Annotated in this window: 25 protein-coding genes; 15 read left to right on the top strand and 10 right to left on the bottom strand. The window is 60.0% G+C overall.

From position 1 onward, the window contains the following. The first annotated feature begins 140 nt into the window (after window positions 1-140). The 8 genes from fabD (at window position 141) to ACEWPJ_RS09640 (ending at window position 9,568) form a co-directional block, all read left to right on the top strand. A complete protein-coding gene (fabD, locus tag ACEWPJ_RS09675) occupies window positions 141-1,079 on the top strand; it encodes an ACP S-malonyltransferase (RefSeq protein ID WP_416512773.1) in 939 nt (312 codons plus the stop codon). A gap of 9 nt (window positions 1,080-1,088) precedes the next feature. Next, entirely contained in the window at window positions 1,089-1,826 is a 738-nt protein-coding gene (fabG, locus tag ACEWPJ_RS09670; RefSeq protein WP_416512771.1) for a 3-oxoacyl-ACP reductase FabG, read from the top strand. Between the two features lie 209 nt (window positions 1,827-2,035). Next, the gene (locus ACEWPJ_RS09665) at window positions 2,036-2,269 is read left to right on the top strand and encodes an acyl carrier protein (protein WP_416512770.1); all 234 of its coding nucleotides are present in this window, start codon (window positions 2,036-2,038) and stop codon (window positions 2,267-2,269) included. 193 nt (window positions 2,270-2,462) lie between these two features. Next, window positions 2,463-3,209, top strand: a complete 747-nt coding sequence (locus ACEWPJ_RS09660; RefSeq protein WP_416512768.1) for a HisA/HisF-related TIM barrel protein — start codon at window positions 2,463-2,465, stop codon at window positions 3,207-3,209. 153 nt (window positions 3,210-3,362) lie between these two features. After that, window positions 3,363-4,625, top strand: a complete 1,263-nt coding sequence (gene fabF / locus ACEWPJ_RS09655; RefSeq protein ID WP_416512766.1) for a beta-ketoacyl-ACP synthase II — start codon at window positions 3,363-3,365, stop codon at window positions 4,623-4,625. Next, on the top strand, window positions 4,625-5,788 hold the full coding sequence (gene mltG / locus ACEWPJ_RS09650) for an endolytic transglycosylase MltG (protein ID WP_416512765.1): 1,164 nt from the start codon (window positions 4,625-4,627) through the stop codon (window positions 5,786-5,788). The genes fabF and mltG overlap by 1 nt, the downstream gene beginning before the upstream one ends. Before the next feature lie 23 nt (window positions 5,789-5,811). Further along, the gene (locus ACEWPJ_RS09645) at window positions 5,812-6,645 is read left to right on the top strand and encodes a hypothetical protein (RefSeq protein WP_416512763.1); all 834 of its coding nucleotides are present in this window, start codon (window positions 5,812-5,814) and stop codon (window positions 6,643-6,645) included. Window positions 6,646-7,060: 415 nt separating this feature from the next. Next, window positions 7,061-9,568 (top strand): phage tail protein, encoded by a 2,508-nt coding sequence (locus tag ACEWPJ_RS09640; RefSeq protein ID WP_416512761.1) that lies wholly within the window; start codon window positions 7,061-7,063, stop codon window positions 9,566-9,568. A 304-nt stretch (window positions 9,569-9,872) separates the two neighbouring features. Here ACEWPJ_RS09640 and ACEWPJ_RS09635 read toward each other — a convergent pair whose 3' ends face one another. After that, entirely contained in the window at window positions 9,873-10,169 is a 297-nt protein-coding gene (locus tag ACEWPJ_RS09635; RefSeq protein WP_416512759.1) for a TraR/DksA family transcriptional regulator, read from the bottom strand. 133 nt (window positions 10,170-10,302) lie between these two features. Between ACEWPJ_RS09635 and cysE the strand changes: the two genes are divergently transcribed. Further along, a complete protein-coding gene (cysE, locus tag ACEWPJ_RS09630; protein ID WP_416512757.1) occupies window positions 10,303-11,145 on the top strand; it encodes a serine O-acetyltransferase in 843 nt (280 codons plus the stop codon). A 5-nt stretch (window positions 11,146-11,150) separates the two neighbouring features. On the opposite strand, the gene ACEWPJ_RS09625 is transcribed toward cysE, so the two are convergent. The 5 genes from ACEWPJ_RS09625 to ACEWPJ_RS09605 form a co-directional block, all read right to left on the bottom strand. Beyond that, entirely contained in the window at window positions 11,151-12,443 is a 1,293-nt protein-coding gene (locus ACEWPJ_RS09625; RefSeq protein ID WP_416512756.1) for a pyruvate dehydrogenase complex dihydrolipoamide acetyltransferase, read from the bottom strand. A 13-nt stretch (window positions 12,444-12,456) separates the two neighbouring features. Then, window positions 12,457-13,827 (bottom strand): pyruvate dehydrogenase complex E1 component subunit beta, encoded by a 1,371-nt coding sequence (locus tag ACEWPJ_RS09620; RefSeq protein ID WP_416512755.1) that lies wholly within the window; start codon window positions 13,825-13,827, stop codon window positions 12,457-12,459. A 2-nt stretch (window positions 13,828-13,829) separates the two neighbouring features. After that, on the bottom strand, window positions 13,830-14,219 hold the full coding sequence (locus ACEWPJ_RS09615) for a VOC family protein (RefSeq protein WP_416512753.1): 390 nt from the start codon (window positions 14,217-14,219) through the stop codon (window positions 13,830-13,832). Continuing rightward, window positions 14,219-15,232 (bottom strand): pyruvate dehydrogenase (acetyl-transferring) E1 component subunit alpha, encoded by a 1,014-nt coding sequence (gene pdhA / locus ACEWPJ_RS09610; RefSeq protein WP_416512752.1) that lies wholly within the window; start codon window positions 15,230-15,232, stop codon window positions 14,219-14,221. Before pdhA ends, ACEWPJ_RS09615 begins: the two co-directional genes overlap by 1 nt. A 101-nt stretch (window positions 15,233-15,333) precedes the next feature. Then, window positions 15,334-15,630 (bottom strand): FtsB family cell division protein, encoded by a 297-nt coding sequence (locus ACEWPJ_RS09605; RefSeq protein WP_416512751.1) that lies wholly within the window; start codon window positions 15,628-15,630, stop codon window positions 15,334-15,336. Window positions 15,631-15,815: 185 nt separating this feature from the next. Here ACEWPJ_RS09605 and ACEWPJ_RS09600 point away from each other — a divergent pair, with 185 nt between their 5' ends. After that, window positions 15,816-17,420, top strand: a complete 1,605-nt coding sequence (locus ACEWPJ_RS09600; protein ID WP_416512750.1) for an acyl-CoA dehydrogenase family protein — start codon at window positions 15,816-15,818, stop codon at window positions 17,418-17,420. Window positions 17,421-17,479: 59 nt separating this feature from the next. On the opposite strand, the gene ACEWPJ_RS09595 is transcribed toward ACEWPJ_RS09600, so the two are convergent. Beyond that, window positions 17,480-18,373 (bottom strand): fructose bisphosphate aldolase, encoded by an 894-nt coding sequence (locus ACEWPJ_RS09595; protein ID WP_416512748.1) that lies wholly within the window; start codon window positions 18,371-18,373, stop codon window positions 17,480-17,482. Between the two features lie 111 nt (window positions 18,374-18,484). Then, window positions 18,485-19,678, bottom strand: a complete 1,194-nt coding sequence (locus ACEWPJ_RS09590) for a phosphoglycerate kinase (RefSeq protein WP_416512747.1) — start codon at window positions 19,676-19,678, stop codon at window positions 18,485-18,487. 135 nt (window positions 19,679-19,813) lie between these two features. Here ACEWPJ_RS09590 and ACEWPJ_RS09585 point away from each other — a divergent pair, with 135 nt between their 5' ends. The 3 genes from ACEWPJ_RS09585 (at window position 19,814) to ACEWPJ_RS09575 (ending at window position 21,982) form a co-directional block, all read left to right on the top strand. Next, on the top strand, window positions 19,814-20,320 hold the full coding sequence (locus tag ACEWPJ_RS09585; protein ID WP_416512745.1) for a peptidylprolyl isomerase: 507 nt from the start codon (window positions 19,814-19,816) through the stop codon (window positions 20,318-20,320). Next, window positions 20,313-20,933, top strand: a complete 621-nt coding sequence (locus ACEWPJ_RS09580; RefSeq protein ID WP_416512744.1) for a peptidylprolyl isomerase — start codon at window positions 20,313-20,315, stop codon at window positions 20,931-20,933. The genes ACEWPJ_RS09585 and ACEWPJ_RS09580 overlap by 8 nt, the downstream gene beginning before the upstream one ends. A gap of 74 nt (window positions 20,934-21,007) precedes the next feature. After that, complete coding sequence (locus tag ACEWPJ_RS09575; protein ID WP_416512742.1) at window positions 21,008-21,982, top strand: DUF3179 domain-containing protein; 975 nt, start codon at window positions 21,008-21,010, stop codon at window positions 21,980-21,982. Window positions 21,983-21,997: 15 nt separating this feature from the next. Here ACEWPJ_RS09575 and tyrS read toward each other — a convergent pair whose 3' ends face one another. Beyond that, window positions 21,998-23,251: a tyrosine--tRNA ligase gene (tyrS, locus tag ACEWPJ_RS09570; RefSeq protein WP_416512741.1), complete on the bottom strand. Its 1,254-nt coding sequence runs from the start codon at window positions 23,249-23,251 to the stop codon at window positions 21,998-22,000. 67 nt (window positions 23,252-23,318) lie between these two features. Here tyrS and ACEWPJ_RS09565 point away from each other — a divergent pair, with 67 nt between their 5' ends. Both ACEWPJ_RS09565 and ACEWPJ_RS09560 read left to right on the top strand, forming a co-directional pair. Then, window positions 23,319-24,428, top strand: a complete 1,110-nt coding sequence (locus tag ACEWPJ_RS09565; protein WP_416512739.1) for an anhydro-N-acetylmuramic acid kinase — start codon at window positions 23,319-23,321, stop codon at window positions 24,426-24,428. A gap of 68 nt (window positions 24,429-24,496) precedes the next feature. Then, on the top strand, window positions 24,497-25,066 hold the full coding sequence (locus ACEWPJ_RS09560) for a DUF4329 domain-containing protein (protein WP_416512737.1): 570 nt from the start codon (window positions 24,497-24,499) through the stop codon (window positions 25,064-25,066). Window positions 25,067-25,069: 3 nt separating this feature from the next. Here ACEWPJ_RS09560 and ACEWPJ_RS09555 read toward each other — a convergent pair whose 3' ends face one another. After that, complete coding sequence (locus ACEWPJ_RS09555; protein ID WP_416512736.1) at window positions 25,070-25,936, bottom strand: DUF2189 domain-containing protein; 867 nt, start codon at window positions 25,934-25,936, stop codon at window positions 25,070-25,072. Window positions 25,937-26,067: the final 131 nt, after the last annotated feature.

The raw sequence follows: 26,067 nt of genomic DNA, 5'->3' as shown, positions 1-26,067 counted from the left end.
CCTGACTCGCCGGAGTGTGCGTTCACGCTTCGCCAACTGCAATGGCTTTTGCTGCACAACGCCCGTGCAGGAATGCAGGGGGCGATTGCGAAGCGCGGCGAGGCAGGGTATCTCCAAGGAAACGCGATAAAGGAGGGGCTATGAGCCGCGCATTCGTATTTCCGGGACAGGGCGCACAGACAGTCGGGATGGGCAAGGCATTGGCCGAAGCATATCCCGAGGCACGCGCCGTTTTTGATGAAGTCGATGAGGCTTTGGGCGAAAAACTGAGCACGCTGACATGGGAAGGCGATCAGGAAACGCTGACCCTGACGCAGAATGCGCAGCCGGCGCTGATGGCAACATCGCTTGCCGCGATGCGCGCGCTTGAGGCGGAGGGCGTGACGATCGACGCCGCGGCCTACGTTGCCGGGCATTCGCTGGGCGAATATTCGGCGCTCGCCGCTGCTGGGGCCATGACGATTGGCGACACCGCGCGGCTGTTGCGCATTCGCGGCAAGGCGATGCAAGAGGCCGTTCCGGTCGGTGAGGGCGCGATGGCGGCGCTGCTGGGGCTGGATTTCAACACGGCCGCCAAAGTCGCGCAGAACGCCGCGCAGGGCGGGATCTGTCAGGTTGCGAATGAAAACGATCCGTCGCAAAGCGTGATTTCCGGTAATAAAGAGGCCGTCGAACGCGCGGTTGAACTGGCGAAAGAGGCCGGAGCGAAACGGGCGGTGATGCTGCCTGTATCGGCTCCGTTCCACTGCACGCTGATGTCCCCCGCCGCCGGAGAAATGGCGCGCGCGCTGGACGAAGTTGACATCAAGGAACCGAAAGTGCCGCTCGTCGCGAACGTGCTGGCGGCGCCGGTCACGTCAAGCGGTCTGATCCGGTCGCTGCTGGTCGATCAGGTGACGGGACGGGTCAGGTGGCGCACCTCGGTCGAATGGATGATCGAAAACGGCGTGGATGAGTTCTGGGAGATCGGCGCAGGTAAAGCGCTGTCCGGCATGATCCGGCGGATTAACCGTGATGTAACCTCGCTTACCGTCGGCACACCGGACGAAGTCAAGGCAACCGTTCAGACGATGAACTAAGGGGCATAAATGTTTGATATAACTGGAAAGAGCGCGTTGGTCACAGGTGCTTCGGGTGGCATTGGCGGGGCGATTGCGAAAGCACTGCACGCAGCGGGCGCGACGGTTGCGCTGTCTGGCACGCGGGTTGATCCGCTTGAGGCATTGGCGGCGGAACTGGGTGATCGTGCCCATGTGCTGCCCTGCAATCTGTCGGACGCAGAGGCCGTGGACGCGCTGCCAAAACATGCGGTTGAGGCGATGGGATCGGTCGATATCCTCGTCAACAACGCAGGAATCACCCGCGACAACATCTTTATGCGGATGTCGGATGAGGATTGGCAGTCGGTGCTGGATGTCAATCTGACCTCGACCATGCGGCTGTGTCGGGGGGTCATGCGCCCGATGATGAAGGCGCGCTGGGGTCGAATCGTAAATATCTCATCCGTTGTTGGCGCGACAGGGAATCCGGGGCAGGCGAACTATGCGGCGTCAAAGGCCGGGATGGTCGGCATGTCGAAATCCATCGCTTATGAGGTCGCGAGCCGGGGAATCACCGTCAATTGCGTCGCCCCGGGCTTTATTACGACCGCGATGACCGAAAAGCTGACCGATGATCAGAAATCGGGAATCCTGACGTCGGTGCCCGCCGGACGGATGGGCGATGCGGAGGAGATCGCAGCGGCCGTCCTTTATCTTGCAAGCCCCGAGGCAGGCTATGTCACCGGAACGACCTTGCATGTGAACGGCGGTATGGCCATGTTGTAGGCGGCTTCGGCGATTTGCCGGAACCCAAGCGAAAGCGTTTGCGAAGCCTGAATGATGTGTTATAGGCGGCGCAGTTTTTACCGGTGGCGCGGTATATGCCCGTCGGTTTCCCGCCAAAAGCGGGGCCAGAGCGGCCTAAACTTGTGGAAACACCGGGCCAAACGGAAGCAAATACGGGGGCTGTCCCCGAAGACATGTGAGGAATTGAAATGAGCGACGTCGAAGACCGCGTGAAAAAGATCGTTGTCGAGCATCTGGGTGTTGAAGAAAGCAAGGTCGTTGAAAACGCCTCTTTCATTGATGATCTGGGCGCTGACAGCCTGGACACCGTGGAACTGGTTATGGCTTTCGAAGAGGAATTCGGTATCGAAATCCCCGACGATGCAGCCGAAACCATCCAGACGTTTGGCGACGCGACGAAGTTCATCAAAGAAGCTTCGTAAGCCATTCCTCGACCAAGATGTGAAGGCGGCACCCAATCGGGTGCCGTTTTTCGTTGCGCGGATGCCTTGTCCTGACATTCGGCGTGTCTTGTGCTAGATTAATGCAGAGTGTGTAGCCGCCGAAGACAGGCACGCGTGGCCAATTGCCCGGTGCTTGCCCAAGCCCATATCTGCCGAGCGCACGAGGACTGCCATGATCGTAATTCCTACAATCGAACTTCAGAACGGTAAGTGTGTAACCCTGTATCGCGGGCGTATCAATGAGCCGACAATTTGGCACGTCGATCCGGTTCAGCGGGCGATTGATTTTGCCCATGCCGGGGCCGAATGGATGCATGTGACGGATTTCAACGCGGTCGTGAATGACGGCGACAACAGCGATCTGGTGACGCGGATCATCCGCAGCGCTGGCGTGCCGGTTCAGCTTGCCGGTGGTTTCCGCACGATGGAGCATGTCGAGGCCGCCATCGACAAGGGTGCGGGCCGGGTCGTGATCGGGACCGCCGCGGTGCGCAACCCGGATTTCGTGAAGCAGGCTGCAAAGCTTCACCCCGATCAGGTGGTGCTGGCGGTGGACGTGTTCCAAGGCAACGTCGTGATCGACGGCTGGCGCCAGAAAACCGCGTTTGAGCCTGAAAGCTTTATCCGCGAATTTGAAACCGCGCCGCTGGCCGCGATTCTCGTCACGGATGTCGATACGGATGTGGGCGACAGCGATGGGTCGATTGGCCTGATCTCTCACCTTGCGGACATCGCCCGCGCGCCGGTGATCGCGAGCGGGGTGGTCCGAACACTCGACGATATTGCGCGGCTGAAATACGTGCGCAACATCGCAGGGGCGTTGTGTGGCCGTGCGCTGTTCAGCAAGACGTTCAGTCTGCCCGAGGCGCTGGAGGTTGCGAAGCGCGACGCGTCAGAACCCGTCGCAGAGATGATCTGAGCCGCGAAGGCCAACCCGTTGATTAACAAGCGCCCCGGAAGCTTTGCCTTTCCGGGGCGTTTCTTTGCCTGCTGCGCGAAAGCGCCTTGCCCCCCGGTCCCGTCGCGCGGTATCAGTTCGGGAACTTCGCGCTAGGAATAAGAGGGCAATGCCATGCGTCGTGTCGTCGTTACAGGATTGGGAATGGTCACACCACTGGCTGACGGGGTCGAGGAGACCTGGTCACGGCTGATAGACGGGCAGTCGGGCGCCGGCCCGATCACGCGGTTTGACGCAAGTAATGTGACGACGAAATACGCCTGCGAAATCCCGATGGGGGATGGCAGCGACGGCACGTTCAGCCCCGACGCCTATATGGAGCCGAAAGAGCGCCGGAAGGTTGATGACTTCATCCTCTACGGTATGGCTGCGGCGGATCAGGCGGTGAAAGATGCCGGCTGGACGCCTGAGGATGAGGAAAGCCGTCTGCGCACGGGCGTGATGATCGGGTCTGGTATCGGTGGGCTGACGTCGATTGCCGAAACGGCGGTTCTGATCAAAGAACGCGGCCCACGCCGGGTATCGCCGTTCTTTATCCCCGGTGCGTTGATCAATCTGGTGAGTGGTCAGGTCGGTATCCGCTATGGCTTCAAAGGGCCGAACCACGCGGTTGTGACGGCCTGTTCGACGGGTGCCCACGCGATTGGCGACGCGGCACGGCTGATCCAGTGGGGCGACGCTGATGTGATGATTGCCGGGGGCACCGAAAGCCCGATTTCGGAGATCGGGATAGCGGGCTTCAACGCCTGCAAGGCGCTTTCAACGGGCCACGAGGATGATCCGACCAAGGCCAGCCGCCCTTACGACGCGGATCGCGATGGGTTCGTGATGGGCGAAGGCGCGGGCGTTGTCGTGCTGGAAGAATACGAACACGCCAAGGCCCGTGGCGCGAAGATTTATGCCGAGGTTCTGGGCTATGGCCTGTCTGGCGATGCCTACCACATTACCGCGCCGAGTTCTGACGGTGATGGCGGATACCGTTCCATGAAGGCCGCGCTTGAGCGGGCCGGGATCGAGCCGGGCGAAGTCGATTATATCAACGCGCATGGCACATCGACGATGGCGGATACGATTGAACTTGGCGCGGTGGAACGCCTGATGGGGGATGCAGCGGCGAAGGCGACGATGTCGTCGACCAAATCCGCGATTGGCCACCTTCTGGGCGCTGCGGGCGCTGTCGAGGGGATTTTCTGCATCCTCGCGATCCGCGACCAGATCGCGCCGCCGACGCTGAACCTTGAAAATCCGGCGGTAGAGCCGAAGCTGGACCTTGCGCCGTTGAAGGCTGTGAAGCGCGAGATCAACGTCGCGCTGTCGAATTCCTTTGGTTTTGGCGGCACGAATGCGTCGCTCGTGTTGGGAAAGGTCACTGACTGATGTGGCGCAACATCGCCTCGACCGGGCTGACACTGCTTGTCGTGCTGGTTTTTGCGCTGGGTGGGCTGATCGCCTGGGCCAAGTCGCAATACACGGCTGCCGGGCCGCTTGAAGCGTCGATCTGTCTGCGGGTCGAAGGCGGGCAGAAGATGGCGAATGTCGCGAGCAAGCTCGCTGACGAGGGTGCGATTTCAAGCTCTGCCCTGTTTCGCATGGGTGCGGAATACACCGAGCGGGCGAGGGATCTGAAGGCGGGCAGCTTCCTCGTGCGCGCGGGAAGCTCGATGGATGAAATCACGGCGATCATCACCGGGAGCGGGCGGTCGACCTGCGGGACCGAGGTGAACTTCCGGGTCGGCGTTTTGACCAATAAGGTCGTGGTGAGTGAACTTGACCCGGCCACGGACGAATATGTCGAACTCGCCGCGTTCCAGCCCGGTGTCGATGAGGTGCCGGAAACCTACACCGAAGTGCGCGATGATGCGGATGTACGGTATCGCGTAACGCTCGCCGAGGGCGCGACAAGCTGGCAGATCACCGAAGCGCTGAAAGCCGCGGATTTCCTTGAGGGCGAAGTTGAGGCCGTGCCGGATGAGGGCACGCTGGCGCCGGATAGCTATGAGGTGACAGCCGGAGCTGATCGCGCAGAGCTGATCGCGCGGATGCAGGACGCGCAGCAGGCGATCATGACCGAAGCGTGGGAAAACCGGGCGGACGACCTGCCCATCGCGACGATTGAGGAAGCGCTGGTGCTGGCTTCTATCGTCGAAAAGGAAACTGGTGTGCCGGAAGAGCGTCCTCAGGTGGCATCCGTCTTTGTCAATCGCCTGAACCAAGGGATACGTCTGCAAACTGACCCGACGGTGATCTATGGTCTGACCAAGGGGCAGGGCGCATTGGGGCGCGGGCTACGGCAGAGCGAGCTGCGCAGCAATACACCGTGGAACACCTATGTGATCGACGGGTTGCCGCCGACACCGATTGCGAATCCCGGCCGGGCGAGCATTGAGGCCGCGCTGAACCCCGCGGACACGCCATATCTGTTCTTCGTGGCCGACGGGACGGGCGGGCACGCCTTTGCCGAAACGCTGGCCGAGCACAACGAGAACGTCGCCCGCTGGCGCCAGATCGAAGCGGAGCGGAACGAGGCGACGTCAGAGTAATCGGCGGAACTGGGAGAGTGCGCGTGTCAGACTTGCCGGTTATCGCGAGCTTTTGGCACGGGTCCGATCTTACGTTTTTTGAACAGGTTGTGGTTCAGTCCTATCTGGACCGCGGGCATCGGTTCCAGCTTTATGCGCTGGGGCCGATTGGCGGTGTTCCGGCCGGGGCGGAGGTGTGCGATGCCCGCGAGATTCTGCCCGCCCTTCCGTTTTCGTTGGAACCGCCCGACCGTCACCGCGTCGCTGTGTTTTCAGATATTTTCCGCCTGCACCTGATGGCGAAGCAGGATTGCATCTGGGTCGACATGGATGCCTATTGCGTCCGCCCGTTTGATTTTGGACCCGGCCCGATCTTTGCCTGCAACCCGGAGGGCCGGGCGTTGACCGGGGTGATGCGACTGCCGCCGGAGTCGCCGTGCCTGCGCGGGATGCTTGATTTCGTGATGGCCGAAAACCCGATTCAGCCGTGGCGGGGAAGGCGGTTTCGGGCAAGCCGCGCAGCTGAGGTGGCGAATGGCGCGCGCTGGGGTATCAAAGATCTATCCTGGGGGTGTTCCGGCCCAAAGGCGTTTACGCATTTCTTAAAAGAGAGCGGCGAGTATGTCGCCGCAATGGCGACCCCGGTGTTTTACCCTTTGTTGAGGGACCAAGTGCTAAAGATATTTGATCGAAAGGGTCCATGGGATGAGATTGAGCAGCCCGAAACGCGATCTGTTCATCTGTTCGGGTTTGCAAAGCGGTTGATTCTGTCCGACCTCGGGGGTTTGCCGCCGAAGGGTAGCTATTTGGACGGGATTTGCCACCGTCACGGGGTGGATGCAGGTGCTGCACCGGTGCGGGCGGAAAGTATCTTTTGAGCGTGACCCCCTTTTTTTATTGGCTAAAGCCATTGTGAGTCACAAAATCAAATACAACCAGGAAGAATGTTCTTGACTTATCGAACGCCTTAAAGTATACCTTCGGGCAAGCTAGAAGAAGTGGGCAAGCGGCCTCGGGGTGACCCGGCGGCCGTTTTTTCGTTTCGCTCGTGCGGAGAGCATGAGAGGCAGGTTCAGAAAAACATGACAGATACAGGGCCCGTGGGGGATGCGGGGACATCGGATTCAATCAATTCGGTGGCCAGAGACCAATTGAATCGTGCGGCTGAAGCGCTGAACGAAAAGATCAAAAAGCTAGAGGCCGGATCGGACGTCGATGCTGTGGAAACAAAGAAGAGAATCCGCGCATACGGCGAGGCCGTGACCGTCGCGAACAAGGAAAAGGAGCGACTGGATGAGCAACTTAGAAAGGCAGAGGGTGCCGTCTGCTATACCCCAATCGACTTTGACGTCGCGCGGGCTGAGATCGGGCGCCGCCTTGATCGCCTCAGAGCCGCTAGAGGTTCAGACGGCCTTTCTGGATGATCTGGATGAAGGAGCGCTTTCGGCGCTCCTTTTTCTTTTCCAGTTCTGGGCGATGGACCATCAAATGCCGCCGGATGGCGATTGGAAGACATGGGTGATCCTTGGCGGGCGCGGTGCGGGCAAGACGCGGGCCGGGGCGGAATGGGTGCGCAGCGAAGTAGAGGGCAGTCGCCCGCTGGACCCGGGGCGGTCCGCCCGGGTCGCCTTGGTGGGCGAAACGATAGAGCAGGTTCGCGAGGTCATGATTTTTGGCGATAGCGGTATATTGGCGTGCTCCCCCCCGGATCGGAAACCGGAATGGCAGGCGACGCGCAAACGGCTGGTCTGGCCGAACGGCGCCATCGCGCAGGTGTTTTCGGCGCATGAACCGGAGAGCCTTCGCGGGCCGCAGTTTGACGCGGCATGGGTCGATGAGTTTGGCTGCGCAGCGATAGATAAGGGCGCGAACCAGCCGAACAAATTTCTCGACCCCAAGTCGTCGGAATCAAGCCTGCCTCACTATTCGGACGGCCGCCGGGACGAGTTAATGCAGTTGCAATATTTACGCGCTATGGCGGAATTCTGGTCTGATCCCGGGAATAATCCAACATCCGAAGAGTATGGCGTGCAGATGGTCGATATGTCCCGCGCGCACGTTTGGGCATGGGATGCGCGACCGTTTCCGCATTTCCCCAACAACTCCGCGCTATGGAGCGATGGGGAGAATTACGCTCGTGGCCACTGGTTGAACGGGCGAACGGCGGCCATCGCGTTGTCCGATTTGGTCAGGGAAATTTGCGCGAGATCAGGTGTGGACTACGTCACTGTGGACGACCTTTGGGGATATGTCCGGGGCTATGCTATCGACGGCGCGTCGGATGCGCGGGCCGCGTTGCAGTCTTTGATGCTCGCCTATGGGTTTGATGCGGTGGAACGCGACGGCAATCTGGTTTTCAGAACGCGGGACGGGCATCCGGACGCGTCGCTTGACCCCGAGCGTTTGGCGCTGGAGGGGCCGGATGTCGCGCGGATAGAGGCAGTGCGTTCGCACGCGGCGGAGTTGGCTGGGCGCGTCCGGTTGAGCTTTGTCGAGGCGGAGGGTGATTTTGCCATTCGTTCGTCTGAGGCGATTTTTCCGGATGATACGACTTATGGCGTTTCGCAGTCGGAGTTACCGCTCGCGCTGACGGCTGCGGACGGGCGTGCAATCGCGGAGCGGTGGTTGGCGGAGTCGCGCGTGGCGCGGGATACGGTTCGATTTTCGTTGCCCCAATCCGCGCTGGCGTTGGGGGCGGGCGATGTCGTCACGCTCAACGCGGACAGCATTTTCGGGCGGTTTCGTATTGACCACGTCGATCAAGGTGGATCGCAAATGGTTGAGGCAACGCGGGTTGAGGACGGGGTTTATGAACCAAGCGATGGCGCGGATGATCGTCCCCGGGTCGATCCGTTTGTGCCGACGGTGCCAGTCTCTCCGATCTTTTTGGATTTGCCGGTCGCGGCGGAGGCCGAGCAACCGCATGCGCCTTTCTTGGCCGTCGCCGCCGATCCGTGGCCGGGGAACGTTGCGGTTTTTAGTTCAGCGAATGATAGCGGATATGCGCTCAACACGCTGATTTCGGCTGCGGCGACGGTTGGTAGGACCGAAACGCCGCTGAGATGGGCGAGGTCAGGCGTCGTTGACCGAGGCAACGCGTTGCGGGTGCGGTTGAGCACGGGAACGCTGTCGAGTGCTACCTGGGCCGATGTGCTGAACGGCGCAAATCTCGCCGTGATCGGCGACGGATCAACCGACAACTGGGAGATTTTTCAGTTCGAGAAGGCCGACCTGGTTGATGGCGATACCTATGACCTTAAAACGCGTCTGCGTGGGCAGTTCGGGTCAGATGGGGCGATCCCAGATAGCTGGCCGATTGGAAGTTACTTCATCCTTCTGAACAAAACCCTCCAACAGATCGAGTTGTCGCCATCCGCGCGGGACTTGGCGCGTCATTATCGGATTGGGCCGGGGGGAAGACCCAATGATGATCCGAGCTACGTTCACAGCGTCGAAGCGTTTTCCGGGATTGGTCTGAGACCGTATTCCCCGTCCCATCTTACCGTGCGTGAGGATGAGAACGGCGCGCTATTGGTCCGTTGGACGCGGCGAACCCGGATCGATGGGGACAGTTGGAGTTCCTACGAGGTTCCGCTGGGCGAGGAGCGGGAACGGTATCTTGTTCGCTTGACACAGAATGGTTCCGTCGTGCGGGAGGAGGTGGTTTCGACGCCGGAGTGGGTTTATTCCGCAAGCGCCCGAACAGCTGACGGTCTGACCGGGTTTTACGAGGTCGCGGTCGCCCAAATATCGGATCGATTTGGCCCGGGTTTGTTTGCTCTCGGTTCCGTGGGTGCTTGACGGTTAAAGGAGGCGGCTATGCGTCCTGTCTTGTATGGTGACGTGCGCGCGGCGGCGCTTGTTTTGCTTGGTTTGCCCGAAGTCGCGCGTGAGGTGGCAGTCCGTCGGATGCTAAGGCAAGCAAACGCGGCGGATGCATATCGCAAGCGATACGGTCGGGCCCATCCGTTCTGGGGTAATGGATCGCTGATGTCCGCCGCTGGTGTGTCCGGCAGGTCCGAGCCGTTTTTGGATGACCCGGAGTATTGCGACTGTCTTTCGACGGTCTTTCAGGCAATCATCGATTGGCGCGGGGAAAACGCGTCTATGACCCGGCCGCGCAGGTCACACAGATCGTTGTCGTCGGATCGAGATCAAGACGTTTAGGGGCGATTTCGTCGCCGCACTCTACGCAATAGCCGAATTCGTCTTCTTCAATTCGGGCAAGCGCTGATTGAATTCGGCTTTTAAGTTGTTCCCGCCGTGCCTGCGCCGCCTGTGCAATCGCCTGATTTTGGATGGCATCCATACGGCTGAGTCGGCCAACCGATTGTTGGTCAAGCATCACCGTCTTGGTTCCTTCGGTCCCGCGTTGTGTCTCGTCGGCAAGTTCGGATTGCATTTCAAGCAAACGGAACTTCATCTCTTTCAGTCGAATTTCGTCCATATGCCGGTTTTTCCGTTTCTGGCCTTTGTGCTTGGCGAAGAATGACTATCTATGTAGAACGGCACGGCGAATGAAGGAAGACAACATCATGGCCGAGACGCGCGCAAAACTTTCTGAGATTGATCCAGTCTGGCAACGTATCCGTGAGGAAGCCGAGATTGCACATCGGGACGAACCGATGCTTGGCGGATTGCTTCATTCCTCTGTGCTTCACCATAAATCCCTCGAACATGCTTTGGCCTATCGGATCTCATTAAAGCTGGGGTCGGGCGAAATGTCCGAACAGCTGTTGCGGGAATTCGCGGATGAGGCTTTTGCCGACGATGAGACACTTGCCGGTGCTGCACGGGCCGACCTCGTCGCGGTTCTTGAGCGTGACCCGGCCTGCCACCGCCTTATGCAGCCACTGTTGTTCTTCAAGGGGTTTCAGGCCGTTCAGGCCTATCGATTGGGCAACTGGCTGTGGCGTAAGGGACGGCGGGATATGGCGTATTTCATCCAGATGCGTGTTTCCGAAGCCTTTGGAATCGACATTCATCCCGGCGCGAAAATCGGTAAGGGCATCATGATTGACCACGCGCACTCCATCGTGATTGGGGAAACTGCGGTTGTTGGTGACAATGTTTCTATGTTGCACTCGGTGACGCTCGGCGGAACCGGCAAAGAAGATGAAGATCGCCACCCCAAGATCGAAAACGGTGTTTTGATCGGGGCAGGCGCGAAGGTTCTGGGCAATATTCGCGTTGGGCATTGCAGCCGCATCGCGGCGGGGTCTGTCGTTTTGGAGGACGTGCCGCCTTGCAAAACCGTGGCGGGTGTTCCGGCGCGTATTGTTGGAGAGGCCGGGTGCGATCAGCCATCGCTGACGATGGACCAGCTGCTTAACCTCGTCGGCGGAACCACGGACGACGCGAATTCGGACTCCGGCTGAGGCCCTCAGGCCAGCATTGCGATCGGGTTTTCCAGATTGTCGACGATTGCCTGTAACAACTCGGCCCCTAGCGCCCCGTCGATGACGCGATGATCGACAGACAGCGTGCATGACATCATGGTTGCCACTGTCAATTCGCCATCTTCCCCGACAACTGCTTTCTTCTGACCCGCGCCGACAGCGAGAATCGCTCCGTGAGGTGGATTGATGACTGCATCGAAATTCTCGATGCCGAACATCCCGAGGTTTGAAATCGCAAAACTGCCGCCTTGGTATTCATGCGGTGCGAGTTTCCGGTCGCGGGCGCGTGTCGCGAGGTCTTTCATCTCGGCGGAAAGAGTCGATAGAGTTTTGGACTCTGCGTCTTTCAACACGGGTGTGAATAGGCCGCCTTCGATCGCAACCGCGACTGCGACGTCAGACGGTTTCAATTGTAATACCCTGTCCCCGGCCCAAACTGCGTTTGCCGCCGGAACGGATTGCAGGGCGAGGGCGCAGGCCTTGATGATGAAGTCGTTCACGCTGAGCTTGATGCCGCGCCCTTCGAGTTGCTTGTTCAACTGACTGCGGAATTTTAGCAGCCCGTCCAGTTGGACGCTCCGGCGCAGATAGAAATGCGGTATCGTCTGTTTTGCTTCGGTCAGTCGCGCGGCGATGGTTTTGCGCATCCCGTCTAGGGGTATTTCCTCATACTCACGATCTTCATACATCTTGGCGATGGTGTCGGCGGATACAGTTGGCACGGAGGTGGTTTGAGGCGTTACCGCGCTATCCACAGGTTTTGCCGCTTTGGCGACAGGTTTTGCATCTTCGACATCTGCCTTGACGATCCGACCCTTTGGACCTGACCCGGCGATCTGCGAAAGATCGATCCCGCGATCCGCGGCGATCCGGCGGGCGAGGGGGGACGCGAAGACCCGATCTCCGTCATCGCGTTTGGGCGCGTGTGCAGGCGTGTCCTTTGGCGTGCTTTTGGTGACGCTCTCGGCGTCCTTTGTCGGTGCGGGTTTTGCCCCGCCATCGCTCGCCGACGTGTCGACATCGTCCATGCTCTCGCCGTCTTCCAGCAAGACCGCGATCGGCGTGTTGACGGCGACGCCGGAACTTCCCTCGGTCACCAGTAGCTTCCCAACCACACCCTCGTCGACGGCCTCGAATTCCATCGTGGCCTTGTCGGTTTCGATTTCTGCAAGCAAATCGCCAGAGGATACCTCATCCCCTTCCTTGACGAGCCATTTCGCGAGCGTGCCTTCTTCCATCGTGGGTGACAGGGCGGGCATCAGGATTTCTGTGGGCATCCGTCTTTTCCCCTTACCGATAGGTGACTTGGTTGACGGCCTCGACAACCTCGTCCGTGGTTACGAGCGCGAGCTTTTCAAGATTGGCGGCATAGGGCATCGGAACGTCCTTGCCCGTGCAATTGATGACTGGCGCGTCGAGGTAGTCGAACGCCTGCTCCATTAGAACCGCTGAGATATGGTTGCCGATGGAGCCGACGGGAAACCCCTCTTCGACAGTGACGCAGCGGTTCGTTTTCATCACCGACTGGATGACCGTATCGGTGTCCATCGGGCGTAGGGTGCGCAGGTCTATGACCTCGGCGGATACGCCATCTTCGGCGAGCCGATCTGCCGCTTCCAAGGCATATTGCATACCGATCCCGAAGCTGACGATCGTGACGTCTGTCCCCTCGCGCCAAATCTTCGCGCGTCCGAATGGAACGGTGAAATCGTCCATCACCGGGACGTCAAAGCTACGCCCGTAGAGAATCTCATTCTCAAGGAAAATCACCGGGTTCGGATCGCGGATCGCTGATTTCAAAAGACCCTTGGCATCGGCGGCGGAGTAGGGCATCGCGACCTTCAGCCCCGGCACTTGGGCGTAGAGTGCGGCGTAGTCATGGCTGTGCTGGGCCGCGACGCGGGCCGCAGCGCCGTTTGGCCCCCGGAACACCATCGGTGCGCCCATCTGTCCGCCAGACATATAAAGCGTTTTCGCGGCGGAGTTGATGATCTGATCCATCGCCTGCATTGCGAAGTTGAAGGTCATAAACTCTACAATCGGCTTCAGACCCCCAAAGGCCGCGCCGACCGCGATCCCGGTAAATCCGTGTTCGGTGATCGGCGTGTCGATGACACGTTTGCTGCCAAACTCATCCAGCAACCCTTGGCTGACTTTGTAAGCCCCCTGATATTCAGCGACTTCCTCACCCATCAAATAAACCGTGTCGTCCCGGCGCATTTCTTCGGCCATTGCGTCGCGAAGTGCTTCGCGCACAGTGGTTGCCTTCATTTCCGTGCCTTCAGGGACTTCGGAGTCGGGTTGCACCGTGGCCGTCTTTGGCTGGGCGGGGGTTTTTGCTTCGGGCTTTGATGATGCGGGGGCGTCAGGCTTTGCCGATGCCGTGGGGGAGCTTTCGCCGACCGCCGACGCATCCTCGCCGTCTTCCAGCAGCACGGCGATTGGCGTATTCACCGCGACGTTCTCTGTGCCTTCGGTGACAAGTATCTTGCCAACGACGCCTTCATCGACGGCTTCAAACTCCATCGTCGCCTTGTCGGTCTCGATCTCGGCCAGAATGTCGCCTGACGATACGTCGTCGCCCTCCTTGACCAGCCATTTGGCGAGCGTGCCTTCCTCCATCGTCGGGGACAGCGCGGGCATCAGAATTTCGGTCGCCATGTTCAAAGCTCCCCTTCATCCGACTTTATCATCCCAACTACATTGCCTTGGCCATCCTCGACATAAGCGCAGCGTCCAATGCCCGGATAATCCTCGGGCGGCAGCGCTTCGGCGCCACCGTTTGCCAGCGCCCATTCGTATCGCGCATCGCAATCGTCAACCTCGAACGTCATGGTTCCCCCGCGAATGGGGGCGCCCTGTTCCGGCGCGTCGCCCATGCGGCGCATCAGACCGGCGGTGACGCCCTTGTCCATGCCGACCTCATCGCCTTCAATCAGGTGATAGTCCATTTCTTCGCCGCCGGGCATGGCCGCGAACGTCCAGCCGAACAGCCCGCTATAGAATGCCTTGGCTCTTTCGACGTCGGTCGCGTGAATCTCAAAATGGGGCATTACAGGGCCTCCTGCGGGATTTCTTCGGCGTAGATGTCTGTCCACAACTCTTCTACAGCGGGTTCGGGGCTTTCTTTTGAGAATTCAGCAGCCTCGTTGACCACCGCCTTAATCTCTTTATCGATGGCTTTCAGGTCATCTTCGCTTGCGTGTTTGCCTTGCAGCAGCAGGTCGCGGACGTGTTCAATCGCGTCCCGTTCATCCCGCATTTTCTTAACTTCATCGCGGGTGCGGTATTTCGCAGGGTCAGACATTGAATGCCCGCGATACCGGTAAGTCTTCATCTCAAGAATATAGGGACCTTTGCCAGCCCGGCAGTGGGCAACGGCCTCTTCGCCCGCGGCCTTCACCGCCAAGACATCCATGCCGTCGACCGCTTCGCCCGGAATGCCAAACGCCTCGCCCCGCGTATAGAGGTCAGGCGTGGACGACGCGCGTTGCAGCGACGTGCCCATCGCGTATTGGTTGTTTTCGATTACGAAGATCACCGGCAAATCCCAAAGCGACGCCATATTGAAGGTTTCGTAAACCTGCCCCTGGTTGGCCGCACCATCCCCGAAATACGCGAATGACACGCGATCATTGCCAAGGTATTTGTTCGCAAAGGCCAGCCCCGCGCCAATCGGCACTTGCGCACCAACAATGCCGTGCCCGCCGTAAAAATCCTTCTCTTTCGAGAACATGTGCATGGAGCCGCCCTTGCCCTTGGAATAGCCGCCCTCGCGCCCGGTCAGTTCGGCCATCACGCCCTTCGGGTCCATGCCACAAGCCAGCATATGACCGTGATCGCGATATGAGGTGACGCGCTTGTCGCCTTCTTCAGCGGCGGCTTCCAAGCCAACGACAACCGCTTCCTGACCGATATAGAGGTGGCAAAACCCGCCGATCAGGCCCATGCCGTATAGCTGGCCGGCCTTCTCTTCAAACCGCCGGATCAGCAGCATCTCGCGGTAGTATTCCAACAGCTCTTCTTTTGAGACGTTAGGTTTCCTGGATGTTTTCTTTGCAGCCATTGGTCATCCCCCGACGATTGCATGGTTAGTTCAGCGCTAAACCATTGTTTCGAGGAGTTTACACAAGGTGGACAGAAAGAAAAGGCGACTCCGCCACGATGTCAGGGAATGACGATTTCGTCCGCGCGCACCATGCCAAGAATTTCCCGTGCCTGTTCGTCTAGCAGATCAAGGTCAAGATAGGTGTCCGAAAGGCGGCGGGTTTTGTTTTCCAGTTCGGCCACCGCGATCTGGTAGGTTTTCAGATCGTCCTGCAATTCGGCTTTTTCAGCTTGAATTTGCAGCCGTTGAAACAGCCCGTAATCGCCCTGAACAGCCGCAAACGTAAAATACACGCCAAGCGAAAAGCAAATGGCGAAATATAGAATGGCACCGAGTGTCGGGCGTTTGCGGTTCATCTTCTCTGCCTCGTTCCAGCCTCTTGTCTGGCGGGTAACAGCACCATGACACAGGTGATTCGCTTTGTGAATCCCCGATTAACCAATCAGGCGAAAAATCTTTCAGAGTCATGGCCTTGAGGTCGTGAAATCCTACCATCACAAAGACCACCAAATCCGGTAAACTCGGGGGAGGAGGAGATCGCATGACCGATGCCGATACCGACGCCCTCAATCAGCCGACGCCACTCGGTTCGCGCAACCTCTATGCGGAGGATACGGCCCTCGTCGATTATGTGGATGCTTACGGCGGGGATGGCAGCGCCCTCAACCAATTCGGCGTTTGGATCGGGTCGGAAGACGCCCGAGAGGCCGGGCGCCTCGCCAACCGTCACGCGCCGGAGCTTGCGCTGTTTGATCGCGGCGGGCGACGGCTTGATGAGGTTCGGTTCCACCCCGCCTATCATCAACTGCTGACACAGGGGCTTTCCGCAGGCTACGCCGCCGCACCGTGGGAAGGCGCGGCTGGCGGACATCTGACCCACGCCGCAATGGTCTATCTGCAAAGCCAGACGGAACCCGCAACAGCCTGTCCAATGACGATGACCTACGCGGCGGTGCCCGCACTGACTGGTCCGCTTGGTGATCTCTGGCGGCCAAAACTGATCTCGCGCACCTATGACCCAACCATCGCGCCGGTGTCCGAAAAGGCTGGCGCGACGATGGGTATGGCCATGACCGAAAAGCAGGGCGGCTCTGACGTTCGCGCAAATACGACACGGGCGGAGCCGGATGGGGAGGGTTATCGCCTCTACGGTCACAAATGGTTCTGCTCCGCTCCGATGTCCGATGGCTTCCTGACGCTTGCGCAAGCGCCCGGTGGCCTCACCTGTTTCCTTGTGGCCCGCTGGTTGCCAGACGGAACCCGCAACGGGGTCCACCTGATGCGATTGAAAGAAAAGCTCGGCAACCGCGCCAATGCCTCCGCCGAAATCGAATATCACGGCGCATGGGCTGAACGGCTGGGGGAGAAGGGCGACGGCGTCCGCCAGATCATCAGGATGGTGCACCACACCCGGCTGGATACCGCGCTCGCTCCGGTGGGCCTCATGCGTGCGGCATTGACCGAGGCGCATTGGTGGTGCGCCGGGCGCACCGTCTTTCAGCGCCACCTGATCGACCAGCCGTTGATGCGCACCGTGCTCGCCGACCTCGCGCTTGAATGGGAAGGGGCGCTCGCGCTCGGGATGCGCGTTGCCGCGGCGTTTGACCGGGACGACGAAGCGCCCTTCGCCCGTATCGCCGTCGGGCTGGCGAAATTCCTGAACAACAAACGCTGCCCGAACGTGATTTATGAGGCGATGGAGTGCCTCGGCGGGATGGGCTACACCGATGACACCCCCCTGCCGATGCTCTATCGCGAAGCGCCGCTTAACTCAATCTGGGAAGGGTCGGGCAATGTCATATGCCTCGATATCCTGCGCACACTGGCCCGCGACCCTGACGCTGGCGCCGCCTTGTTTGCAGAGGTGGAGGCCAGCAAAGGCGCTTACCAAGCCTATGACACTGCCCTGAAAGACCATCGAAACCGCTGGGCAAAGTCCGTGCCGGAGGACGAGGCCCGCCTGTTCGCAGAACGCACCTCGACCCTGCTTGCCGCCGCGATCCTGATCCGCCATGCACCTTCAGCCGTCGCTGACGCCTACGTAAAAACCCGCGTGGCTGGCGGACGCGGCCATGTCGCGGGAGCCGCATCAGCCCTCGACACCGACGCGCTCATCGCACGCCTCGCGCCCGCTTCATCTTTCTGAAAATATCCCCGCCGGAGGCGGCGCAACCGCGCAGGGTCAGCAACGCCAGCGAACGCCGCTCAGCCCGCCACAGACGCCGAATAGATGCTGTCGATTGTCGAATCCAACGTCCCGTCGAACTCGGCATCGCTTTGCTTTGCCGACAAACCTTCGGTCAATGCGCGGGAGAAACTGGCGATCACGCCTGTATTCTCGGCCAGCTTTTCATTCGCTTCCGCCCGTGAATACCCGCCCGACAGCGCGACGATCCGCATAACACGGTCATGCTCAACCAGCGATTTGTATTGGTTCGCCTTGCTTGGCAGCGTCAGTTTCAGCATGACCTGCTGATCCGCAGGCATTGCGTCCAGTTGCTTGGTCAGCTCGGCCAGCAGGATGTCTTCCGCCTCGGCCTTGTCGCTGATCGAAATCGTCACTTCCGGCTCAAGGATCGGAACGAGCCCATGCGCAAGGATCTGACGCCCGACTTCAAACTGCTGCGCGACGTTGGCGGCAATACCGGAAGGGGAAGCGGCGTCAATCACCGACCGCATCTTGGTGCCGAACATCCCGGCATCCACGGCGCGTTTCAGCGTGTCATCGAGCCCGTCGATTGGCTTCATCAGGCGAACGCCGTCGACCTCATCCTCAAGCCCCTTATCGACTTTCAGGAACGGAACCACCCCGAAATCATCCCAAAGACACTTCGCGGCGGGTTTGCCGCCGATGTCCCGGTTCATCGTTTTTTCAAACAGGATTGCCCCGATCACGCGTTTTCCGTCGAACGCTGGCGACAAAACAATCCGCGAGCGCATATCGTGGATCAGGTCGAACATTTGGTCGTCTGAGGAATAGGCGTTCTCTTCAACCCCATACAGGCGCAACGCCTTGGGGGTGGAGCCACCACTTTGATCGAGGGCCGCGATAAACCCGTTGCCCGACCGCATTTGTTCCGCTTGTTTTTCGTTCGACATATCGTTTTCGCCCAATCACACTAAAAAACGGGGGATAACCCCTTTCGCAGCGGTTCTAAGCGACAGGGGGGATCGTTGCAATCGTGGTCGCGCTAACGGCGGTGATTTCCGCTATGTTTCGTCAAGGGCGGCAACGCCGGGCAGCTCTTTGCCTTCCATCCACTCAAGGAAGGCACCTCCCGCGGTTGAGATGTATGTGAAATCATCGGCGGCTCCTGCCGCGTTCAGCGCAGCAACCGTGTCGCCGCCGCCTGCGACGCTGACCAGTTTGCCGGATTTCGTCAGGTCCGCCGCGGTTTTCGCAGCCGCGTTGGTTGCGGCATTGAACGGTTCAATCTCAAACGCGCCGAGGGGGCCGTTCCAGATCAGCGTCTGACACTCCCCGAACACGCCGTTGATCTTCTCGACGGTCTCTGGCCCGGCGTCGAGGATCATGCCGTCGGCAGGGCAGGCGTCTGCCGCGACGACTTCGTTCGCGGCACCAGCGGCAAATTCCTTCGCGACGACGACATCGACAGGTAGAACGATGGTGCAGCCCGCATCCTCCGCCGATTTCATAATCTCAACCGCTGTATGGGTCATATCGTGTTCGGCCAGCGATTTGCCGACGTTAATCCCTTGCGCGGCGAGGAAGGTGTTGGCCATCCCGCCACCGATCACGAGGTAATCGACCTTGGTCACAAGGTTGCCGAGCAGGTCGAGCTTCGTCGACACTTTCGCACCACCCACAACCGCACCGACGGGGCGCGCGGGCGCACTCAGCGCCGCTTCAAGCGCTTTCAATTCGGCCTGCATCAGCCGTCCGGCGCAGGCAGGTAAAAGCTGCGCAATGCCTTCGGTCGATCCATGCGCCCGGTGTGCGGCGGAAAACGCGTCGTTGCAGTAAAGCTCCCCCAGCGCGGCGAGAGAGGCTGCGAACATCGGGTCGTTCTTTTCTTCGCCGTCGTGGAACCGTGTGTTTTCGAGCAGCAGAACTTCGCCCGTTTGCAAAGCGCCAACCGCCTTTTTCGCAGGCAGACCGATACAATCCTCGGCAAATCGGACGGGCACGCCGAACGCCTTTTCAAGCTCCGGCACCAGCGGTTTTAGCGACATCTCGGGCACGATCTTACCTTCGGGGCGGCCAAAATGCGCCAGCAGGACAGGGCGCCCACCTTTTTCAAGGATGTCCTTCACCGTCGGCACGATCCGCTCGATCCGGGTCGCGTCCGTCACTTTGCCATCCTCAACCGGGACGTTGATATCCACACGGGTCAGCACAGTTTTTCCGGCAAGCTCCATATCGTCGAGGGTCTTCCAGGTCATCGTGCATCCTCCGGGTTGTGGTTTCACCTCTACTCACCCGATTGCCGGGGGAACGTCAACAGGTCGCTTTGCCCTTTTCCTCTGCCACGCACGCCATTAGGGTCGCGCCCGAGTTAAGAAGTAAAGGAGCGCCCGATGGCCGAGATCAAAGACCCCGAAAACACAATCCTGATGGAGCTGAAAGACGGGACCGTCACCATAGAACTGCTTGCGGACGTCGCCCCCAAACATGCAGAGCGGATGAAGGAACTCGCCCGTTCTGGTGCCTATGACAACGTGGCGTTTCACCGGGTCATCGACGGATTCATGGCCCAGACCGGGGATGTTGCGAACGGCAATATGGAAAACAACTTCGATCTGGGTCGTGCGGGCACGGGTGGGTCTGACTTGCCGGATCTGCCCGCAGAGTTTTCCAAGCTGCCGCATGATCGCGGAACGCTTGGTGCTGCGCGCTCGCAGAACCCGAATTCTGCCAACAGCCAGTTTTTCATCAACTTCAAGGATAACAGCTTCCTTAACGGTCAATACACGGTCTATGGCCGCGTGATCGACGGGATGGAGCATGTGGACGCCATTCAACGGGGCGAGCCGCCCGCGAGCCCGGACCGCATGATAAGCGTTAAGGTTGCTGCGGATGCGTGAAAGTTCGCTCTTCCTCGGGGCGGTCGCGATCCTTGCGGCGGGTGGCGTTGCCGCGTGGCTTTACATGGGCCAGACCAGCGAAACGCAGGTTGAGATTGCCGATGGCGATACGCCGGGGCCAAACCTGCTGATCGAGGTCGCGGGTTCGACCGAAGGCACCATCGTGGTCGACCTTCTGCCGAACGTTGCGCCGAACCATGTAGAGCAGATGACCGCACTGGCGGAGGAGGGTGCCTATAACGGTGTCGTCTTCCACCGGGTGATCGACGGCTTTATGGCCCAGACGGGCGATGTGGAGCACGGCAAGGTCGATGGTGACATCAGCGCCGCCGGAACCGGCGCGTCAGATCGCCCGAACATCGACGCCGAATTTTCCAACGTGCCGTTTCGCCGGGGCACGGTCGGTATGGCCCGGTCGGCCAGCCCGAATTCGGCCAACAGCCAGTTTTTCATCATGTTCGACGAAGCACCGCATCTGAACGGCGAATACACGGTCGTCGGGCGGGTGATCGAAGGGATGGACGTCGTCGACGCAATCAAAAAGGGCGACAGCGCCCGCAATGGCGGCGTTGATGCGCCTGACCACATGGCCGAAGTAACCGTCGCACGCTAGGTCAAACTCCCGTGAAGGGGGCTATCGCGGGGGCATCCCGTCTGTCAGGTTTCAGATGGCAGAGGAGGTGCCCCATGCGATTGATCCCCTTGATGACCGTAGCGGCGCTGTGCGTCTTTGCGCTGATGACCGCGGCAAGCGCCAATCCCGACCGTTGGCGCAGCGAATGGCCTGATACGGATTTCGAAAACTCCAGCGTCAGTAATTGGGGTGAAATCCTTGATGGGGGTCCGCCGAAAGACGGTATTCCGGCGATCACGGGGCCGAACTTTATCCCTGTTGTCACCGAAACCGACATCCCCGACATGGAACCTGTCATCACCGTCGAAATCGCCGGCGAAACGCCCCGCGCATATCCGCTGCGCTATCTGACATGGCATGAGATCGTCAACGATACCGTCGGCGGTGTTCCGATTGCCGTCACCTTCTGCCCGCTTTGCAACTCAGGCATGACGTTCGACCGGCGGCTTGATGGGAAGGTGCTGGAATTCGGTGTGTCAGGCAAGCTGCGGAATTCCGACATGGTGATGTATGACCGCCAGACCGAAAGCTGGTGGCAACAAGCTATAGGCACCGGGATCGTGGGGGAGTTTAACGGTAAGGAACTGACCCAGCTTCCGTCATGGATGGAGAGTTTCGGTCAGTTCAAGGCCCGCAACCCCGGCGGTGCTGTGATGGCTGAACCTGCCTCAAACCGACCCTATGGTCGCAACCCCTATCGGAACTACGACAGCTCCACCCGGCCATTCCTTTATTCGGGTGAGATGCCGCCGCATGACATTCCGGCGCTTGCGCGGGTCGTGCGGGTTGGTGATCGGGCATGGCCGGTGTCGCGGCTGCGGGAGGCTCAGAAAGTCACCGAAGCGGGCCTGACCATCGATTGGACAGCCGGCCAAGCCTCAGCGCTCGATACCGACAAGATCGCGGATGGGCGCGATGTGGGAACGATCCGCGTGCGCGACGGGCAGGGGCGCGACGTGCCCCATGACGTCATGTTCGCGTTTGCCTTCCACGCGTTTTTCCCGAATGGGCAGTGGATGCTGAACTAGGCGGAACTTCCCTGCCTAGTCTTTCAACACCACCAACGCGTGCCGCTTTTTCCCGGCGGATAGCTTCCGCGCCTGCCCCAGATCTTCGGTGTGGAAGACCAGCCCCGCATCGACCAGCGGCGCGTCGTCAAGCTTGGCTCCGTTATCGGCGATCAGGCGTTTCGCGTCCTTGCCCGATTTCGCAAGCCCCGCGCGCACGATCAGTTGGACGACGGAAATCCCGTCCCCGATATCTTCGCTGCTAAGGGACAACGTCGGCAGATCATCCCCGATCCCGCCCTTTTCAAACACCTCGCGCGCGGTTGCTTCGGCGGCGGCGGCGGCATCTGCACCGTGGGCGAGCGTCGTGACCTCATTCGCAAGGCGGACCTTGGCGTCGTTGATCTCGGCCCCATCAAGCGCGCCGAGGCGTTCGCATTCGTCCAATGGCAACTCGGTATAAAGCTTCAGGAACCGGCCAACATCCGCGTCGTCAGTATTGCGCCAGAATTGCCAGAAATCATAGGGGCGGCGCATATCCGGGTTCAGCCAAACCGCGCCGTCTTGCGACTTGCCCATCTTCTTGCCGTCCGATGTGGTCAGTAGGGGGGACGTCAGCCCGAAAATTTCGTGGTCCAGCACGCGCCGGGTCAGGTCGATCCCGTTGACGATATTGCCCCACTGGTCCGACCCGCCCATCTGAAGCCGGCAGCCGTAGCGGCGGTTCAACTCAAGAAAATCGTAGGCCTGAAGGATCATGTAGTTGAATTCGAGGAACGACAGCGATTGTTCGCGGTCGAGCCGCGATTTCACGCTTTCAAACGATAGCATCCGGTTGACGGAGAAATGCCGCCCAATATCGCGCAGGAAATCGAGGTAGTTGAGATCGTCCAGCCATTCCGCGTTGTTCAGCATCAGCGCGTCCGTCTCGCCCTCACCGAACGTGACATAGGCGGCGAATACCTTCTTTATGCCCGCGATATTCTCTTCGATCATATCCGGCGTCAGCAGCGGGCGTTCGTAGGCGCGGAACGATGGATCGCCCACTTTGGTCGTGCCGCCACCCATCAGGACGATCGGCTTGTGACCGGTCCTTTGCAGCCAGCGCAGCATCATGATCTGGATGAGCGATCCAACATGCAGCGACTGTGCCGTCGCGTCGAACCCGATATAGGCAGGAACAACACCCTCAACCAGCGCTTCGTCCAGCGCTTGATAATCGGTGCAGTCGGCCAGGAAGCCGCGCTCGATCATCACGCGCAGGAAGTCGGATTTGGGGTGGTAAGTCATCGCATTTTATCCGTGGTTGATGGTTCCGACTTGGGGTATATCGGGGCGGGCGAAGAAGGGGAAGTGTATGTTGAAAACCGACGTGGTTTGGGCGCTGGGCGCTATGTCTGGAACGTCGCTGGATGGGGTCGACGCGGCGCTGTTGCGCACGGACGGGCACAGTATTCTTGAATTTGGCGAAAGCGATTACCGCCCCTACACCCCGGAAGAGCAAGCCGTCATAGCCGACGCGCTGGGCCGCTGGCAGGGCGAGCCGGGCGTTGAAGAAGCCGCCGAAACCATCGAAACCGCCCATGCGGAGGTTCTGTCCCAGTTCGGCGATGCGGAACTGATCGGCTTTCACGGCCAAACCCTCGCCCACGATCCACACGGGCGCGGCACGCATCAGGCGGGTGATGGGCGCGTGCTGGCCGAGGTCTTGCAAACCCCCGTCGTTTGGGATTTCCGCAGCAATGATATCGAAATGGGCGGCGAGGGTGCGCCGCTCGCCCCGTTCTTTCATTTCGCCTGCGCAAAGTGGATGGAGGCGGAAAAGCCGCTCGCGTTCGTCAACCTCGGCGGCGTCGGCAACCTGACTTGGGTGGACCCCCGAAAGGCAGCGCCGGAGGATGAGGGCGCGTTGCTTGCCTTTGACACCGGCCCAGCCAACGCACCGATTGACGATCTGATGCGCCAGCGCGGGCTTGGCAGCTACGACTCCGACGGAGCGCTTGCCGAAACCGGAGAGGTGGACGAACGGATCGTCGAGGATTTCCTTGAACACGCCTATTTCTACCGGATGCCGCCGAAATCGCTTGATCGCAACGATTTCCCCGATTTGACAGAGCAGGTCGCGGTGCTTGAAGACGCTGACGCCGCAGCGACGCTGACGGCAATCTCCGCCGCATCCGCCGCGCGCGGACTGGAACATTGTCCGGTGCCGCCCGAGGGGGTCTTGGTGACGGGCGGCGGGCGCAAAAACCCGACGCTGATGGCGATGCTGGCCGTGTTGATGGATTGCCCAGTTGCGCCGGTCGAAGACGCTGGCCTGAACGGCGATATGCTTGAGGCGCAGGCGTTCGCATACCTCGCCGTGCGGGTGGCGAAAGGGTTGCCGACATCCGCTCCGGGAACGACAGGCGTGCGGGCCGCGGTTGGCGGTGGGCGCAAAAGCGCGCCGAAGGGGCGCCGCAAGTAGGCGCGATTTGATCTTTGTCGCGCGATGCCGCTACACTCCGCATCGGTGGCGAAGAGGAGGGGAAACCGGTGAAGCAACGATTGAAGGCTGCGGCCTGCCTGATCGCCCTCGGCCTATCCCCCGCGATCGCGAAAGATGGCCAAAAGCTCGGCAACGGGTATGAGCGGTTCGCGTTGGAGCATCAGTTCGCCTTTGACGTGTTTGAAGAGTTGAACGTCCGCTCCGTTGACGTGAACCGCGAATATTGCGGGTTTCTCTACTACGACGCGCAGGGAAATTTGCACGCGACCCCGCCGGAAAAGGGCGGGACGCATTCTTGCCTGCCAATCCGACCGACATCGGGGCAGGTTTTCGCGTCCTACCACACACACGCCGCGTTTGATCCGAACAGCCTGAACGAATACCCATCCGAACAGGATATGGAGGGGGATTTTGCCAATCGACAGAACGGCTATATCGCGACACCGGGCGGGCGGATGTGGTTTGTGGATCATGGAAAGCAGGTCGCCCGGCAGCTATGCGGCTATCGCTGTTTGCCGTTTGATCGGCGCTATGTCGAAACCAGGAAGAACCGCCCGAAAACCGCTGTCACGCTCCCCAACCTCACGATCATTGTTGAGGAGACATTCGGCGAGTGATCCCTAGCTGACCGCCCGCCGATAAAGATGCCACGTCGCGTGACCCAGAACCGGCATGATGACAATCAGCCCCAGCAGCAGCGGAATAGACCCGATCAGCAGTCCTGCAGCGACCATCATGCCCCAGATGCAGATTGTGCGCGGGTTTTGCGACAGCACGCGGGTTGAGGTGACAACCGCAACCGCCAGCCCGACTTGACGGTCGATCAGCAGCGGGAAGGACACAACGCTGATCGCCAGCACGGCAAGCGCGAAGATGAAGCCGACGCCGAAGCCCAACAGGATCATCGCCCATCCGGCCACTGTGGTCAGCACCTCCGTCAGGAAGACGCCGATAGAGGCTGGCGGCTCAGGCCCCAGCGTCGCGGCGTAGATCAGGTTTGCGAGGAACAGCCAGACCAGCAGGATCGCCAGCAAATACAGCCCTAACATGATAATCGGGCCGAGTGATGGTGACTTCAGCACCCCGAACGCGTCGGCCCAGCTTGCATCTTGCCCGGCCTCTCGCCTGCGGCTCATCTCATACAGGCCGACGGCTGCGACCGGGCCGATCAGGGCAAAACCTGACATCAGCGGGAATAGCAACGGCAATAGCGCGCGATCAAAGGCGAACCAGATCAGTAACATTCCGACGACAGGGTAGAGGAAGCAAATCACCAGCACATCACTGCGAAACGCGCCGAAATCGTCGAACCCCTTGCGAAGCGCGATGCGCAAATCCTCTGTGCCGATTGTGTTCACAACGGGCATTTCCGTGATTTCGGTGGCGTCTGGGCGTCGCACCTTTCCGATGGCGGATCCCAGATGATTTGCGGCGGCGCCAACCGTTTGCGCCCCCCACGATAGCGGATTTCCGATGGTCTTGACCATGCTCAGACTCCCTTAGAAACAAGTTTCAAGCGGGGCCGAGCAATCTATGCTGGCTGGACGTCACTGTCCGGCGCAGAGGCATCGGCCTCTTGCCGGGCAGTATAGCACGTTTGTGTGGTTGGTTGCTCACG

The organism is Aliiroseovarius sp. YM-037 (assembly GCF_048060095.1).
Classification (GTDB): Bacteria; Pseudomonadota; Alphaproteobacteria; order Rhodobacterales; family Rhodobacteraceae; genus JBLUOA01.
This window is presented reverse-complemented; position numbering and strand designations above follow the sequence as displayed.

What these genes read in the sequence shown, in the direction of transcription:
- fabD (WP_416512773.1), top strand. Translation starts at nt 141, where the DNA reads ATGAGCCGCGCATTCGTATTTCCGGGACAGGGCGCACAGACAGTCGGG.
- fabG (WP_416512771.1), top strand. Translation starts at nt 1,089, where the DNA reads ATGTTTGATATAACTGGAAAGAGCGCGTTGGTCACAGGTGCTTCGGGT.
- ACEWPJ_RS09665 (WP_416512770.1), top strand. Translation starts at nt 2,036, where the DNA reads ATGAGCGACGTCGAAGACCGCGTGAAAAAGATCGTTGTCGAGCATCTG.
- ACEWPJ_RS09660 (WP_416512768.1), top strand. Translation starts at nt 2,463, where the DNA reads ATGATCGTAATTCCTACAATCGAACTTCAGAACGGTAAGTGTGTAACC.
- fabF (WP_416512766.1), top strand. Translation starts at nt 3,363, where the DNA reads ATGCGTCGTGTCGTCGTTACAGGATTGGGAATGGTCACACCACTGGCT.
- mltG (WP_416512765.1), top strand. Translation starts at nt 4,625, where the DNA reads ATGTGGCGCAACATCGCCTCGACCGGGCTGACACTGCTTGTCGTGCTG.
- ACEWPJ_RS09640 (WP_416512761.1), top strand. Translation starts at nt 7,061, where the DNA reads ATGAGCAACTTAGAAAGGCAGAGGGTGCCGTCTGCTATACCCCAATCG.
- ACEWPJ_RS09635 (WP_416512759.1), bottom strand. Translation starts at nt 10,169, where the DNA reads ATGCAATCCGAACTTGCCGACGAGACACAACGCGGGACCGAAGGAACC.
- cysE (WP_416512757.1), top strand. Translation starts at nt 10,303, where the DNA reads ATGGCCGAGACGCGCGCAAAACTTTCTGAGATTGATCCAGTCTGGCAA.
- ACEWPJ_RS09625 (WP_416512756.1), bottom strand. Translation starts at nt 12,443, where the DNA reads ATGCCCACAGAAATCCTGATGCCCGCCCTGTCACCCACGATGGAAGAA.
- ACEWPJ_RS09620 (WP_416512755.1), bottom strand. Translation starts at nt 13,827, where the DNA reads ATGGCGACCGAAATTCTGATGCCCGCGCTGTCCCCGACGATGGAGGAA.
- ACEWPJ_RS09615 (WP_416512753.1), bottom strand. Translation starts at nt 14,219, where the DNA reads ATGCCCCATTTTGAGATTCACGCGACCGACGTCGAAAGAGCCAAGGCA.
- pdhA (WP_416512752.1), bottom strand. Translation starts at nt 15,232, where the DNA reads ATGGCTGCAAAGAAAACATCCAGGAAACCTAACGTCTCAAAAGAAGAG.
- ACEWPJ_RS09605 (WP_416512751.1), bottom strand. Translation starts at nt 15,630, where the DNA reads ATGAACCGCAAACGCCCGACACTCGGTGCCATTCTATATTTCGCCATT.
- ACEWPJ_RS09600 (WP_416512750.1), top strand. Translation starts at nt 15,816, where the DNA reads ATGACCGATGCCGATACCGACGCCCTCAATCAGCCGACGCCACTCGGT.
- ACEWPJ_RS09595 (WP_416512748.1), bottom strand. Translation starts at nt 18,373, where the DNA reads ATGTCGAACGAAAAACAAGCGGAACAAATGCGGTCGGGCAACGGGTTT.
- ACEWPJ_RS09590 (WP_416512747.1), bottom strand. Translation starts at nt 19,678, where the DNA reads ATGACCTGGAAGACCCTCGACGATATGGAGCTTGCCGGAAAAACTGTG.
- ACEWPJ_RS09585 (WP_416512745.1), top strand. Translation starts at nt 19,814, where the DNA reads ATGGCCGAGATCAAAGACCCCGAAAACACAATCCTGATGGAGCTGAAA.
- ACEWPJ_RS09580 (WP_416512744.1), top strand. Translation starts at nt 20,313, where the DNA reads ATGCGTGAAAGTTCGCTCTTCCTCGGGGCGGTCGCGATCCTTGCGGCG.
- ACEWPJ_RS09575 (WP_416512742.1), top strand. Translation starts at nt 21,008, where the DNA reads ATGCGATTGATCCCCTTGATGACCGTAGCGGCGCTGTGCGTCTTTGCG.
- tyrS (WP_416512741.1), bottom strand. Translation starts at nt 23,251, where the DNA reads ATGACTTACCACCCCAAATCCGACTTCCTGCGCGTGATGATCGAGCGC.
- ACEWPJ_RS09565 (WP_416512739.1), top strand. Translation starts at nt 23,319, where the DNA reads ATGTTGAAAACCGACGTGGTTTGGGCGCTGGGCGCTATGTCTGGAACG.
- ACEWPJ_RS09555 (WP_416512736.1), bottom strand. Translation starts at nt 25,936, where the DNA reads ATGGTCAAGACCATCGGAAATCCGCTATCGTGGGGGGCGCAAACGGTT.